Origin of the sequence: Nocardia sp. GCM10030253 (assembly GCF_042675075.1) — a bacterium.
Lineage (GTDB): Bacteria > Actinomycetota > Actinomycetes > Mycobacteriales > Mycobacteriaceae > Nocardia.
In genome coordinates, this window is record NZ_JBHTDL010000008.1 from 140,808 (window position 1) to 154,570 (window position 13,763).

Genomic DNA, 13,763 nt, shown 5'->3' on the forward strand with positions numbered 1-13,763 from the left:
TGCTGCACCTCGACGCAGTTCTTACTCTGGAGTAAGATAGCCTTACTCAGGAGTAAGATAGCTGGGACAAGATCTCACCCCACCCACCCGAGAAAACAGGTGATGATGAGCACTCGAGACAGCGCAACGAAGCGACGTCCAGACACGTCCGCCGTTGGCCTGAACCATCCCAAGCGGGACTGGATGGGCGCGGCCATGCGGATCATGACGACCTTCACCGGGTCGGAGCTCGCCGAGAAGTACAACCTGCGCAAGCCGCTCGAGCGAGTCACCTACGAAGGCACCAAGACCGGCTTCCGTACCCTCGGCGCGGCCACCCGCGCCTTCGCCAAGGTCGCGGGCAACGGCGCACCGAAGCGACTGGCGGACAACGAGTCGAAGAACAAGGACTTCTTCGACCTCACCCCCAGCGACGAGCAGCAGATGATCGTCGAGACGGTGAAGGAATTCGCGGCCGAGATCCTGCGCCCGGCCGCCTACGAAGCCGACGGTGCCGCGAAGGCGCCACGCGACCTGCTCGAGCGGGCCGCCGAACTCGGTATCACCCTGATCAACGTGCCAGAGGAGCTCGAAGGCGCGGCCGCCGAGCGCGGCGCGGTCACCAACTCGCTGGTCGCAGAGGCCCTCGCACACGGTGACATGGGCCTTGCCCTGCCGATCCTCGCGCCGAGCGGCGTCGCGGTCGCCCTCTCCCAGTGGGGTACCGACGCGCAGCAGAAGACCTACCTGCCCGCCTTCACCGGCGAGAACGTGCCGCAGGCCTCGGTCGTGATCAGCGAGCCGCGCGCCCTGTTCGACCCATTCGCGTTGGAGACCAAAGCAACTCGCTCCCCCAGCGGCTACCGCCTCAATGGGGTGAAGAGCCTGGTGCCCGCCGCCGCGGATGCCGAGCTATTCCTGGTCGCCGCCGAGCTCGACGGTCGCCCTGCCCTGTTCATCGTGCCGTCCGACACCCAGGGTCTGGTCGTGGAGGCCGACCCGAGCATGGGTCTGCGTGCCGCGGGCCTCGGCCGCCTGATCCTCGACAACGTCGCGGTCGGCACCGACGCCATCCTCGGCGACGGCGATGCCAAGCAGCGCGCCGAGGAGTACGCGGACGCGGTCCGTCTCGCCCGCCTCGGCTGGGCCTCGCTGGCCATCGGCACCGGCCAGGCCGTGCTGGACTACGTGATTCCGTACGTGAACGAGCGTGAGGCGTTCGGCGAGCCGATCAGCCACCGCCAGGCGGTCGCCTTCATGGTCGCCAACATCGCCATCGAACTCGACGGCCTTCGGCTCGTGACCCTGCGTGGTGCGTCACGCGCGGAACAAGGCCTGTCGTTCGCTCGCGAAGCGGCGCTGGCGAGAAAGCTCGCCACCGACAAGGGCATGCAGATCGGTCTCGACGGCGTGCAGTTGCTCGGTGGCCACGGCTTCACAAAGGAACACCCGGTCGAGCGCTGGTACCGCGACCTGCGGGCCATCGGCGTCGCCGAAGGTGTCGTGCTCATCTAAACCGGCTGGTTCCTTAACTTCCAGGAGACATTCCATGATCAATCTCGAACTCCCCAAGAAGCTCCGGGCCAGCGCCAACCAGGCCCACCAGGTCGCCTCGGAGATCTTCCGTCCGATCTCGCGCAAGTACGACCTCGGCGAGCACGACTACCCGGTCGAGCTCGACACCATGGCCGCCATGGTCGAAGGCCTCGCCGACTCCGGCACCCAGAAGATCGGCGGCGCGGCCGGTGGCCGTGCGGCCGGCAGCGAGTCCGACGACCACGCCACCGAGCTGCTCGGAAACACCAACGGCGGCAACATGTCCGCACTGCTGAACGCCCTGGAAACCTCCTGGGGCGACGTCGGCCTGATGCTCTCGATCCCCTACCAGGGTCTCGGCAACGCTGCCATCGCGGCCGTCGCCACCGACGAGCAGCTCGAGCGCTTCGGCAAGGTGTGGGCCTCGATGGCCATCACCGAGCCGTCGTTCGGCTCCGACTCGGCCGCGGTCACCACCACCGCCGTCCTCGACGGCGACGAGTGGGTTCTCAACGGCGAGAAGATCTTCGTGACCGCGGGCCAGCGTTCCACCCACATCGTGGTGTGGGCGTCGGTCGACCGCAGCCTCGGCCGCGCCGCGATCAAGTCGTTCGTCGTGCCGCGCGACGCTCCTGGCCTCTCGGTGGCTCGGCTCGAACACAAGCTCGGCATCAAGGCTTCCGATACCGCCGTGCTGCTGCTGCAGGACTGCCGGATTCCGAAGGACAACATCCTCGGCAGCCCGGAAGTCAACGTGGAGAAGGGCTTTGCCGGGGTCATGCAGACCTTCGACAACACCCGCCCCCTCGTTGCCGCCATGGCCGTCGGCGTCGCCCGCGCCGCCCTCGAGGAGCTGCGTGCGATCCTGACCGACGCCGGTGTCGAGATCTCCTACGACACCCCCGCCAACAACCAGCACGCCGCGGCCGCCGAATTCCTGCGTATGGAGGCCGATTACGAGTCCGCCTACCTGCTGTCGCTGCGCGCCGCATGGATGGCCGACAACAAGAAGCCGAACTCCTTGGAAGCCTCCATGTCCAAGGCCAAGGCCGGCCGCACCGGCACCGACGTGTCGTTGAAGGCCGTCGAACTCGCCGGCGCCATCGGCTACTCCCAGCGCACCTTGCTCGAAAAGTGGGGCCGCGACTCGAAGATCCTCGACATCTTCGAAGGCACCCAGCAGATCCAGCAGCTCATCGTGGCGCGGCGGGTCCTCGGCAAGACCAGCGCCGAGCTGAAATGACGCAGAAGTAAGAGCTGGAACGAAAACCGGTGCGAGTCCACGCTGTGATTCGCACCGGTTTCTGTTCGTTCGGTGACGGCGAGTCCGATCGCCCGCTAGTCGAAGATCACGAGGTCAGGGACAGCGGCGCCGCCGAAACTCCCTGACGCTCCTGGGTATATCACCAGACGGGAGCCACGGCTGCCTCGCTCCTTGCACAGGATTGCCCTGGTGTTGGTGCGATTGACCACGCGCAGTGCACCACCGACCAGCTCGAGGTATTTGCCGCTGCATGGGTTGCGCAGGGTGTAGTCATCCCCTGACGTATTGACATAGCTGAAATCGCCTGTAGTCATGAAGCTCTCCGCAATGCCGCGATAATCCACACGCGGACAAGGAATTCAGCTTACTGCTATCCATTCTGCGATGGCCCAATTCGTCTCGGTTTTCAGACACATGCCCTGGCTTACGACCAGTCGGTCGAGCGGTCCACTACGTTGCTGCACGGGCACGCGGTTTGACAAAGCTAACGGCCTGCGTGTTGAGTCCGAAGAATTCAGCGGACGAATTTTCCATCGAGCTGTACCAAGACCCCCCATGAGGAGACTGGTTATGCAGAAGTTGGGTTTGATACGTCGCTTCACCGCCGCACTCGCGGCAACGACCGCAGTTGCTGTCGTATTCGCAGGTCAGGCCGCCGCCGACCCGGCGGAAGTCGATTGGAATACGGCAGCTCGGCAACTGCGGGCAGCAGCTGCCGGCAACCCCGCGGCCGAGCAGGCCGTCGATCGGCTGATCGCCTCCGGCCAGGTCGCCACCGCAGGGCAGGTGGCATTGCCCGCGCAACCGTTCCAGGTACCGGCGCAATCCGACATCGGCCGCGGTGACGGCCCCGGTGTCTACGGGTCCGGCATCGCGCTCGGCTACGACGGATTCCGGTTCGGGTTCTTCGGCGGGCCCGGCACGATTTCGCCGAACCAGAACGGAGCCAAGCTCGAGGTGATGTGGATCAACCTGTCCAACGGCCGCAGCGGTACCGAGGTGCTTTCCGAGCACAACGATGTCCCCGTCGACACCACCATCCGCACCCGTCCGCTGGACATCGGCGGCGGCATGATCGTGACCGCGGTGTACGGAACCCTGTGGCACCGCTCGCCCGCCCCGGTCAGCGATGCGAACCCCGATGGCTTCCGGTACCAGCGCGGCACCATCTCCATCCCCTCCTTCGGAGTCATCTACAACTGACCGCTCCAGCACCACGCCCGAGAGCCGATGCGGGTCCGCCCTGGACTTGCATCGGCTCTCGCCACGCACAGCCGTCTCGGGTTGCCTGATGCGTGAGCACCATTCGCCGACGGCGGGGTGAGGGCAGCCGGGTGTCCTCTTGTCCGGGATTACGTAGTTCCGTAATTTTGGGGCGTGGGTCTAGAGGAACGGGTTGCGGAGCTCGAGTGGCGGCTCAGCGCGCTGGAGGCAGGCGGAAGCCGGCGCGACGACGCGTCGTCGGAGAAATGGGCGGTGGAACGGCTGCAGGAGGATTTCGCCGCGGCCGACGAGCCCAATGGTGGGGTGCTGTTCGCCGGGTCGGTTCGACTGCCGACCGATGAGCACTACGGATGGCAAGCGCGGTTCACCACCGGTGAGATCATCGAGGACGACTGGTCGGAAGCGGCCGAATGCCTGGCCGCCCTTGGCAGTCCGGTACGACTACGGCTTTTGCGTGAGGTCATGGGCGGCCGCAGGACCGCGGCCGAACTCGTCGGACTCGAAGGGGTCGGCACCTCCGGCCAGGTGTATCACCACCTGCGCCAGCTGGCCGCCGTCGGCTGGTTGCACACCGCGGGCCGTGGACGTTTCGAAGTGCCCGAGGCTCGGGTCATCCCGCTACTGGTAGCCCTCGCCAGCGCCCGACGCTGACACCGCCCGACTCGGCGATCGACGGCGAGTACAACGCGGCGGATCGCCATTCAGCAGCTGAACAGCACGCCCGCATTGTCGTTCTGGGTGGCCGCCTGCTCTTTGAGGCAACCGAACGGAATGACACCCGCGTCGCTCATCTGCACGCCCGAACCCACTGCGGGGTTCACACAGGTGAGTCCGCTGGAGTCCATGCGGCAGGTGAAGCCACGCATGGACAGCGCACTGCCGTAGGGCAATTCGGGGCCGCGGCCCTGCACGAACGGACCGGGGTCGCCGCGGAATGCGCCGACAGTCAGCTTGCTGCCGGTGTAGCGGATCCATCCGCCCTTCCAGTTGCCCATGCCGTCGTGTGGTTTCGCGGGCGGATTCTTCAACTCGACCAGACAGACAATGCCCTGATCACCATGCTCGTAATCGGTGATGCAACTGATCTTTCCCGAGGGGCTGGTGAAGGCGCGGTCGCTCTTCAGGTCGGTAACGGCGCCACTGTCCAGGCGTGCGGTGCTGTACTCGGAGGCTTCGACTTTGTGTCCCGCCCGGGTCCAGGACTCCAGATCCGCCACCGAAGCGCCCTGCGTCGGCGCCGATCGCGTGGTGGGCACTGCCGACGACTCATCCGCCGCGGCGGTGGTCGAGCTCGGCGTGCCATGCGACCGATGATCCGATTCCGCGGCACAACCGGCCGATAGCAGGACGATAGCCGTCAAGGCCACGATACGCATGTCCCGAACCTTAGTGGTCAACCGGACAACCTGCCGCTGATCCGGAGGCCGTCGCGCACCCTGGCCAATTCCCGTGTCGCCAAGAATGGCTCACACCACATCTGGACGATCATCTACCGGTTTACCGACTTTTGTGATTCGCCCCACTCTCGCTGATACGGTGAGCTGGCATACACGCCCATTCAATATCGCTAGGTCGAGTGCCGACGCGAGTTCTTTTGTGGAGGAGTTCGACGATGAAGTTGGCGCATGCCTTGGAGGTAGTCAAGGCATTAGGAGTGCTGCGGGCCCGCGGGATCAGTGATCCGCGCAAGCCGCTCGAAACGCTGCGGACGATGAAGGAGTCCCAGGTTTACGGCCCGCAGGCGACATTGATCCAGCACTCCGCGCGGATCGCGCCTGATGCGCCCGGGCTGGTGGATGAACGTGGCGAGCTGAGTTACCGGGAACTCGACGAGCAGTCGACTGCGATCGCCCGCGGGCTGCAGCCCGCGGGCCTGACCGAGGGTTCGGTGATCGGCGTCCTGGCTCGCGACCATCGCGGCCTGATTCTCGCTATGGCCGCCGCGGGCAAGTTGGGCGTTCGGGTCGCGCTGATGAATACCGGTTTCGCCAAGCCGCAGTTCGCCGAGGTCTGCGAGCGCGAGAAGGTCAAGGCGGTGCTGCACGACAGCGAGTTCCTCGGCCTGCTCGATGCACTGCCCGCGGACCTGCCGCGCTACCTCACCTGGGTCGATGAAGGTACGACACTGCCCGAGGGCGCACAGACGATCGACGACCTGATCGCCGCCAACTCGACGGAACCACTGCCCGCACCGAGCAAGCCCGGTGGCTTCGTCATCCTCACCAGCGGCACCACCGGCCTGCCGAAGGGCGCACCGCGCAGCAAGGTGACCCCGCTGGCCACCGCGCAGATGGTCGACCGAATCCCGTTCCCGGTCAGAGGAACTCAGGTCATCGTGTCGCCCATCTTCCACAGCACCGGCCTCGGCACCTATCTGGTCGCCTCGGCGATGACCAACAAGGTGGTGGTGCGTCGCCGCTTCGACGCCGAGGCGACGCTGAAGATGATCGCCGACCACAAGGCGGAAATGCTGGTTGCCGTGCCGACCATGCTGCATCGGATGACCGAGCTGGCGCCCGAGATCCGCGCGAAGTACGACACGTCCTCGCTGAAGTGCATTCTGCTGGCCGGCTCGGCACTGTCACCGGAACTGTGCGACAAGGCCACGCAGGTCTTCGGGCCCGTCCTGTACAACCTGTACGGCTCGACCGAATGCGCCGTCGCCACCGTCGCCAACCCCGAGGATCTGGCGCTGGCGCCAGGCACCGTCGGCCGCGCACCGATCACCTGCGAGGTGCGGTTGTACGACGACAACGACAAGCGGGTCAATGAGGTCAACACAACCGCGCGCATCTTCATCCGCAGTGGCGCACCCTTCGAGGGCTACACCGACGGCAGGCACAAGCAGATCATCGACGGCTACATGTCCAGCGGCGATGTCGGGCACTTCAACGAACACGGCCTGCTGATGGTGGACGGCCGCGACGACGACATGATCGTCTCCGGCGGCGAGAACGTCTTCCCGCAGGAGGTGGAGAACCTGCTGCTGGAGCGCCCCGACGTCTTCGACGCCGCGGTCGTCGGCGTCGACGACGCCGAATTCGGAAAGCGCCTGCGCGCCTTCATCGTCCCCGAGCCGGGCCGCACTCCGGACCCCGAGGAGATCAAGACCTACGTCAAGGAGAACCTGGCTCGCTACAAGGTCCCACGCGAGGTCGTCTTCCTCGACGATCTGCCCCGCAACCCCACCGGCAAGCTGCTGCGCCGCGTCCTCGTCGAGTACGAAGTACCGGCCTGATCGCAGGACTCGGAACCCGCCGGATCCGGGAATTCAGCAAGGCTGCGTCCAGCGCGGCCTGCAACTGATCCGTCGCAATGACCGATCGAGTTCACGCGTTTGCCCGCCCGTCAGCGACGGGCGGGCAAACGCGGCAGTCCGCATCGGCCCGATTCGCGAGGTGGAAGGCTCCGCCACCTGGCCGAATCGACCAACTGAGATACATGCCACATTGAGTCACAGTTGCTTGCTATTGTTAGCACCAGCACTGGATCTCGAAGTTGCGGTCCACACCACCCCCGGTCCCGGTGGGTGGACTGCGGAAGGCGTTGTCGAATGTCTCTATCTCTGCCCGCGTTGAATGGCTCCGTCCGAAAGGCGGGCGATTTCGCCCAGGGCGTGAATGTCATGGTCAAGCGGCACTTGTTCAATCCGCTCCGACCTGATCACGCGGCTCGGTCCGCATTCAACGTGCTCAAGTTCGGCCCGTTCGCCGGCGTCGTGATGCACGCGGCCCAGACCCGGCCGGGCGCGGCCGCCATCGTCGACGAACGCGGCGAGGTGACCTTCGGTCAGCTCAACGAACAGTCGAGTGCCCTGGCACGTGGCCTGGAGTCGCAGGGCATCGAGCCCGGCGACGTCGTCGCGTTGCTGGCGCGCGACCATCGCGGCATGGTGCTGAGCCTGCTCGCGGCGGGCAAGCTCGGCGTACGCACGGTCCTGATGAATACCGGCTTCGCGAAACCGCAGTTCGCCGACGTCTCCAAGCGCGAGAACGTCAAGGCCGTGCTGCACGACAGCGAATTCCTCGACCTGATGAGCGCCATCCCTGCCGATATTCCCCGCGTGCTCACCTGGGTCGACGAGAAGGACAACGCCGATCCGTCGATCCCCACCATCGAATCTCTGATCGTGGGCCGCTCCACCGAACCGCTGCCCGCGCCCGCCAAGCCCGGCGGCATGGTCATCCTGACCAGCGGCACGACCGGTACCCCGAAGGGCGCGCCGCGCGACCGGGTGAGCCCGTTCGCCTCGGCCCAGTTCGTCGACCGGGTGCCGCTGCCCAACAACGGCACCATGATTATGGCGGCACCGATCTTCCACGGCACCGGACTCTCGCAGTTCACCATCGGCCTCGCTCTCGGCAACCGGGTGATCTTCCAGCAGCGCCGGTTCGACCCGGAGAAGACGCTCGCGAATATCACGCAGTACCGGGCGGATTCGCTGGTCGTGGTCCCGACCATGCTGCAGCGCATCCTCGATCTCGGTGACGACGTGCTGGCGAAGTACGACCCGAGCACCATCAAGGTGATCTTCGCGGCCGGTTCGGCGATCGCTCCGGACGTCGTCACCCGCACGCTCGACTACTTCGGTGACAGCCTCTACAACCTCTACGGCTCCACCGAATGCGCCGTCATGACGGTCGCGACTCCCGAGGACCTGCGCAAAGCCCCGACCACCGCGGGCAAGGCGCCGGTCGGCATCCGGATCGTGCTGCTCGATGAGGACCGCAAGCCGATCACCGAGCCGAACGTCACCGGCACCATCTTCGTGGACAACGGCTTCGCCTTCACCGGCTACACCGACGGCCGCACCAAGGAGATCGTGGACGGCATGATGTCCAGCGGCGATGTCGGGCACTTCGACGCCGACGGCCTGCTCTATATCGACGGTCGTGACGACGACATGATCGTCTCCGGCGGCGAGAACGTCTTCCCGCTCGAGGTGGAGAACCTCATCGCGGGCCGCGAGGACATCTTCGAGGCCGCCGTGGTCGGTGTGGACGACCGGGAATTCGGAAAGCGGTTGCGCGCGTTCGTCGTTCCCGGTCCGGAGTCGAAGCGGGACGCCCAGGAAATCAAGGAGTTCGTCAGGGCGAACCTGGCCCGCTACAAGGTGCCGCGCGAGGTGATCTTCCTCGACGAACTGCCCCGCAACGCCACCGGCAAGCTGCTGCGCAAACCGCTCATCGAGATGGTGGTCGACGCGGACTGACGTCCGGCCGCTCGCGCCTCTGCTGATTTCCCGCACATTCGACCGCATGCGATCGGGTGTGCGGGAAATTCGGCGATGCACGATCCACAATTTGTTTCCACATGGAAACTGCAGCGCCCACTGGAATTCAGCGATCTATCATCTCCGGAATCTGTGCGTTACCTGTCAGTTATCATCAGCGGGTGAGTATCGAGTCCGGCCGCGCTGTTGCGGGGCAACGCAGTGCCGTCGCGCGTTTGCGCGGTGCCGCGGCCGGATCGATTTCGGGAGCCATTTCGGTTGCGGCACACGGCTGGGCATCCGGCGGAATGACACCGGACAGCACCACATTTGCCCTACTGGCCGCAGCCGCTGCGGTGATCGGCGCACTGGTCGCCGATCTCGCGCCGCTGCGTAACACCTCGACCGGCTTGGTCGCCGCGCTCATCGCGGGTCAGCTGCTCGGCCACCTGACCATGGGCTGGAGCTCCGGGCACATGCATCACGGCGATGCGCAACTCACCCCCGCCATGTTCACCGCGCATACCGTCGCCGCCCTGCTGGCCGCAGTCGTGATCCGCGGCGCCGAAGCCGCCTACCTGATCGGCTGCGCCGTCTTGTCGCGCGTGCTGCCGATGCGCTACCGCCCGCCCGTCATCACCGGACCGGCACTACTGCGCGACACCCATCGCGATCGCGTCATTCTGCGGGTCTTCGCGGCCGAATCGCTGCGCACCCGCGGTCCGCCACTCACGGTTCGTCTCTGACCAATACCTTTACCCGGTGCACGAGCCTCGTCGCTCGTGCGTCGTCGCCACCTCGGCGAATATCCAGCCGAGGGTCGATCGCGCAATCGTCGTCGGATCAATATCGCCGCCGCGCACGCCAGATCGTTGCCCTTGGTCGGTGATTCGCCGCCGGATCCTCTGCTGCGATACCCACCATCGGTCGGCGCGAGCCACAGGCACATCGCTGTCGATGCGGGAAAAACAGCCGACCCGAGTTGAGCCGCACGATCAGCGCGGCCCGACGCGTTGCCGTGTCCGCGACGGACTCGCGAGTCCGGAACCGGTGGCTTTCATCGGCAACGAAGCGACGCGCATCCGGGTTTCCTAGAACTCCAGAAACGAATCGAACATGAGCATCATCGACGCCAGTCCTCCCGATACCGAATCAGAGGCGATACCACCGGAATCCAGCACTCCGGGCAAATCCACTCGCCGCCGCAACGGTCTCTACCCGCTTGCCATGCGGCTGCATTTCTACGCGGGCATCTTCATCGCCCCGTTCATCCTGATCGCCGCGGTCACCGGCGCGCTCTACGCGATCGCCCCGACCCTCGAAACGATCGTCTCTCGTGATCTGCTGCAGGTCGACCCGAGTGGCACACCGAAGCCGCTGTCGGAGCAGATCACCGCAGCCGTCGCGACCCAGCCGAACCTGGCGCTGGTTGCCGTCGCCCCGGCCCCCGGTTCACAGGACACCACCCGGGTGATCTTCAGCGATCCGTCGCTCGGCGAGTCCGAGCGGCGCGCGGTGTTCGTGAACCCGTACACCGCACAGCCGGTCGGCGACTCGGTCGTCTACGGCAGCTCGGGCGCGTTGCCGCTGCGCACCTGGATCGACCAGTTGCACAGGGATCTTCATCTCGGCGAGCCGGGCCGTATCTACAGCGAGCTCGCGGCGTCCTGGCTGTGGATCATCGCACTCGGCGGTCTGGTGCTGTGGTTCCGCCGCGTCCGCAGTCGCCGCAACCGCAATTCGGCGGGTTGGCTGCTGGTTCCCGACCGCTCGCAGGGCGATCGTGGTCGGCGACTGAATTGGCATGGCGCCGTGGGTATCTGGATACTTCCAGTGATCCTGCTGCTGTCGGCGACCGGTATGACCTGGTCCACCTATGCCGGCGAGAACATCACCGAATTGCGCCAGCAGCTGAGCTGGACCACACCCGCCGTGAGCACCGCCCTGCCGGGGGCGGCCGCACCATCGCAGGCTTCGGGTGGTGACCACCATGGCGGCGGTCACGAGGCGACGCCGACGATTGCCGGCCCGAGTGATCGGATCGCCCAGGTCGATCGGGTCTATGAATTGGCCCGCGCCGATGGCGTGACCCAACCGGTCGAGATCAGTGTCCCGGCCATGCCAGGTAAGGCGTCCGTGGTGAAGGAACGACGACTGCCCGGCGTGTACACCGTCGACGCAATCGCCGTTGATGGCGCGACCGGCACGGTTACCGACAAGCTGGCCTACACCGACTGGCCGCTGATGGCCAAGCTCACCAACTGGGGCATCCAGTTCCATATGGGTCTGATGTTCGGCCTGCTCAACCAGTTGCTGCTGCTCGTTGTGATGATCGGCCTGATCACCGTGATCGTGCGCGGCTACCTGATGTGGTGGAACCGGCGGCCGACCCGCAACGGACCACGTATTGCCATGGGGCGCGCACCACGCCGGGGTGCGCTGCGCAAGACCTCGCCGTGGCTTGCGGTGCCGTTGGTGGCCGCCGCGTTGGTGGTCGGCTGGTTCGTCCCGTTGGTCGGGCTGAGCCTGCTGGCCTTCCTCGCCATCGACCTGGTGGTCGGTCTCGTCGGACGCGTACGCGCCACGCCATAACCCAGTACTGATCCGCCGGAGCAACGACTCCGGCGTTACCACAACGACCTACCGGACGTCAGAGGTATGGCCGCTGATTCGCCATGCCTCGAACTCCCTAGTCAAGGATTCATACGCACCATGAAGATCACGAAGTTCGCCCTGGCCGCCGCGTTCATGACGACCGCGGTGAGCATTGCCGCGGGCGCGAGCTACGCAAGCCCGCTGCCTGCCGCGGAGCCCGCCACCATTGGGTTCACCGCCCATGCCACCGAGAAGTCCTCGATCATCGAAACCGACGCGGGCTCGCTCACCGCCGAAGACGGAGTGCTCGAGGTCAAGGCCGCGGACGGCACCGTCGTCGCGGGCACCCCGCTGACGTTCCGTGTCGACGAGTTCGAGTTCCCGATCGCCGCCGAAATCTCCGGCCGCACCGCGACTCTCACGCCGCAGATGGACCTTGCGAAGGCCAGCTACAAGCCGGTCGCCCTGCCCTTCGAGGACAAGGCGCCCTGGAAGACCGAGTACGACTGCGAGCAGGCGGCCTGGAGCCGCATGGCCAGCACCATCGGCATGGGCGCCTCCATCGGCACCCTCGTCGGTGGCATCGGCGGCGCGACCGTCGGCTGTGTCCTCGGTGGCATCCTCGGCGGCGCGGCCGTCGGCGGCACCATCATCGGCCTGTTCGGCCCGTTCCTCCCCGCCGCCGCCGTCGGCTGCATCGCGGGTATCGCCCTTGTCGGCGCCATCGGCACCGTCGCGGGTCAGATCTTCGTCACCGCCCCGGTAGCCATCGGTGCGGCGATCCAGTACTTCACCACGATCAACCAGCCGTTCGCCCCGCCCGCCAAGTAGTCCGGAAATAACCCCTCACAACAGAATTCGGCACCAGAGCCCCGTCCGGTCACACCGCCGGACGGGGCTTTCCCATACATGCGCCCAACTTGCTGGCGGGTTGCGCGACACCTCACCCGCGTGTCGGCAAACTCGCCGCACTTTCACGCTCAACTCGAATTCTTCGAACATAGTTGCGATCGGATCGCCTACTGTCGCCGCCATGGTCAGCTCCCCACATGAGGCGATGCACCGGCTCTTCCAACACGATCCAGGAGTCTTCACACGAGCGTTCCACGAATTGGATCTACCTTCGACGACCCTCTCGAGGTCGCCTTGTTGTCAACCGATCTCACCGAATCCAGACCGATCGAACGACGGGTCGACACCGTCATGCGAATCGTCACCGCCAGTGGTCCATTCCTGCTTCTGGTGGAAGCACAGGGCGATAAAGACCACGCCAAACCAGCGTCCTGGGCGTACTACCTGTCCCACCTACTCGCCAAGTTCGGGCTGCCGCCAGTGCTGCTGGTCGTATGCCAGGACCAAGCGACCGCAACCTGGGCGGCGGGTCCATGGCAGCTGGGTCCACCGCAATGGTCGAGCCTGACAGTGCGGCCGCTGGTACTGGGCCCGCACAATGTGCCGGAGGTAACCGATGTAGAGACCGCTGCCGCGGACATTCCGCTCGCCACCTTGTCCGCAATCACGCATGCCAAAGACCCCTCCATCGGTGCAATACTGAAGGCGCTGGTCACCGCGTTGAGGGACATCGGCGACACAAACGAAGCGCAACTCTTCGCCGAACTCACCGAACTCGGCCTGGGCAGCAGCCCGGCCATCGAGACCTGGAGGAAACTGATGACCATGGATCTGTCCTTCTTCCGCTCGGAAACCTCCCAACGCCTGCGCGCGGAGGGCATCGAGAAGGGGCGCGCCGAAGGTATCGCGGAAGGGCGCGCCGAATACATCCTGCGGAACTTGTACCGACGCGGCATCGCCGTGCCCGAGCACGCCCGAACACGAATCCAGGCTTGCACAGACCAAGACCAACTGGACAAGTGGTTCGATCGCTCCGTCACGGCTACCGCAATCGCTGACCTCTTCGCCGACGAGACCTAGCATCGGAATCAGCGGGCGGTA

General features: G+C 65.6%; 12 protein-coding genes. 10 read left to right on the top strand and 2 right to left on the bottom strand.

Translation table 11 applies throughout. From position 1 onward, the window contains the following. The first annotated feature begins 99 nt into the window (after positions 1-99). Positions 100-1,494 (top strand): acyl-CoA dehydrogenase family protein, encoded by a 1,395-nt coding sequence (locus ACFQZZ_RS19245; RefSeq protein ID WP_378682310.1) that lies wholly within the window; start codon positions 100-102, stop codon positions 1,492-1,494. 34 nt (positions 1,495-1,528) lie between these two features. Further along, positions 1,529-2,758 carry an acyl-CoA dehydrogenase family protein gene (locus ACFQZZ_RS19250; RefSeq protein ID WP_378682313.1) on the top strand — a complete coding sequence of 410 codons (1,230 nt, stop codon included), beginning with the start codon at positions 1,529-1,531 and terminating at the stop codon, positions 2,756-2,758. Positions 2,759-2,853: 95 nt separating this feature from the next. On the opposite strand, the gene ACFQZZ_RS19255 is transcribed toward ACFQZZ_RS19250, so the two are convergent. Further along, on the bottom strand, positions 2,854-3,093 hold the full coding sequence (locus ACFQZZ_RS19255) for a hypothetical protein (RefSeq protein ID WP_378682316.1): 240 nt from the start codon (positions 3,091-3,093) through the stop codon (positions 2,854-2,856). Between the two features lie 256 nt (positions 3,094-3,349). Between ACFQZZ_RS19255 and ACFQZZ_RS19260 the strand changes: the two genes are divergently transcribed. Beyond that, positions 3,350-3,982, top strand: coding sequence for a hypothetical protein (locus ACFQZZ_RS19260; RefSeq protein ID WP_378682319.1), 633 nt, complete (start codon positions 3,350-3,352; stop codon positions 3,980-3,982). 174 nt (positions 3,983-4,156) lie between these two features. Next, positions 4,157-4,654, top strand: coding sequence for an ArsR/SmtB family transcription factor (locus tag ACFQZZ_RS19265; protein ID WP_378682322.1), 498 nt, complete (start codon positions 4,157-4,159; stop codon positions 4,652-4,654). A gap of 50 nt (positions 4,655-4,704) precedes the next feature. Here ACFQZZ_RS19265 and ACFQZZ_RS19270 read toward each other — a convergent pair whose 3' ends face one another. After that, positions 4,705-5,379, bottom strand: coding sequence for a hypothetical protein (locus tag ACFQZZ_RS19270; RefSeq protein WP_378682325.1), 675 nt, complete (start codon positions 5,377-5,379; stop codon positions 4,705-4,707). 236 nt (positions 5,380-5,615) lie between these two features. On the opposite strand from ACFQZZ_RS19270, the gene ACFQZZ_RS19275 reads away from it, so the two are divergent. From ACFQZZ_RS19275 to ACFQZZ_RS19300, 6 genes are all read left to right on the top strand, one after another. Then, the gene (locus ACFQZZ_RS19275; protein WP_378682328.1) at positions 5,616-7,241 is read left to right on the top strand and encodes an acyl-CoA synthetase; all 1,626 of its coding nucleotides are present in this window, start codon (positions 5,616-5,618) and stop codon (positions 7,239-7,241) included. A gap of 315 nt (positions 7,242-7,556) precedes the next feature. Continuing rightward, on the top strand, positions 7,557-9,215 hold the full coding sequence (locus ACFQZZ_RS19280; protein ID WP_378682331.1) for an acyl-CoA synthetase: 1,659 nt from the start codon (positions 7,557-7,559) through the stop codon (positions 9,213-9,215). A gap of 182 nt (positions 9,216-9,397) precedes the next feature. Then, positions 9,398-9,961: a hypothetical protein gene (locus tag ACFQZZ_RS19285; protein ID WP_378682334.1), complete on the top strand. Its 564-nt coding sequence runs from the start codon at positions 9,398-9,400 to the stop codon at positions 9,959-9,961. A gap of 370 nt (positions 9,962-10,331) precedes the next feature. Further along, entirely contained in the window at positions 10,332-11,807 is a 1,476-nt protein-coding gene (locus tag ACFQZZ_RS19290) for a PepSY-associated TM helix domain-containing protein (protein ID WP_378682337.1), read from the top strand. A 120-nt stretch (positions 11,808-11,927) separates the two neighbouring features. Beyond that, complete coding sequence (locus ACFQZZ_RS19295; protein ID WP_378682340.1) at positions 11,928-12,641, top strand: hypothetical protein; 714 nt, start codon at positions 11,928-11,930, stop codon at positions 12,639-12,641. Positions 12,642-12,959: 318 nt separating this feature from the next. Further along, complete coding sequence (locus ACFQZZ_RS19300) at positions 12,960-13,742, top strand: hypothetical protein (RefSeq protein ID WP_378682343.1); 783 nt, start codon at positions 12,960-12,962, stop codon at positions 13,740-13,742. The last annotated feature ends 21 nt before the right edge of the window (positions 13,743-13,763 follow it).

Excerpts from the sequence above, each read along its gene's own strand:
- ACFQZZ_RS19250 (WP_378682313.1), top strand. The coding sequence starts at position 1,529 with ATGATCAATCTCGAACTCCCCAAGAAGCTCCGGGCCAGCGCCAACCAG.
- ACFQZZ_RS19255 (WP_378682316.1), bottom strand. The coding sequence starts at position 3,093 with ATGACTACAGGCGATTTCAGCTATGTCAATACGTCAGGGGATGACTAC.
- ACFQZZ_RS19260 (WP_378682319.1), top strand. The coding sequence starts at position 3,350 with ATGCAGAAGTTGGGTTTGATACGTCGCTTCACCGCCGCACTCGCGGCA.
- ACFQZZ_RS19270 (WP_378682325.1), bottom strand. The coding sequence starts at position 5,379 with ATGCGTATCGTGGCCTTGACGGCTATCGTCCTGCTATCGGCCGGTTGT.
- ACFQZZ_RS19275 (WP_378682328.1), top strand. The coding sequence starts at position 5,616 with ATGAAGTTGGCGCATGCCTTGGAGGTAGTCAAGGCATTAGGAGTGCTG.
- ACFQZZ_RS19280 (WP_378682331.1), top strand. The coding sequence starts at position 7,557 with ATGTCTCTATCTCTGCCCGCGTTGAATGGCTCCGTCCGAAAGGCGGGC.
- ACFQZZ_RS19290 (WP_378682337.1), top strand. The coding sequence starts at position 10,332 with ATGAGCATCATCGACGCCAGTCCTCCCGATACCGAATCAGAGGCGATA.
- ACFQZZ_RS19295 (WP_378682340.1), top strand. The coding sequence starts at position 11,928 with ATGAAGATCACGAAGTTCGCCCTGGCCGCCGCGTTCATGACGACCGCG.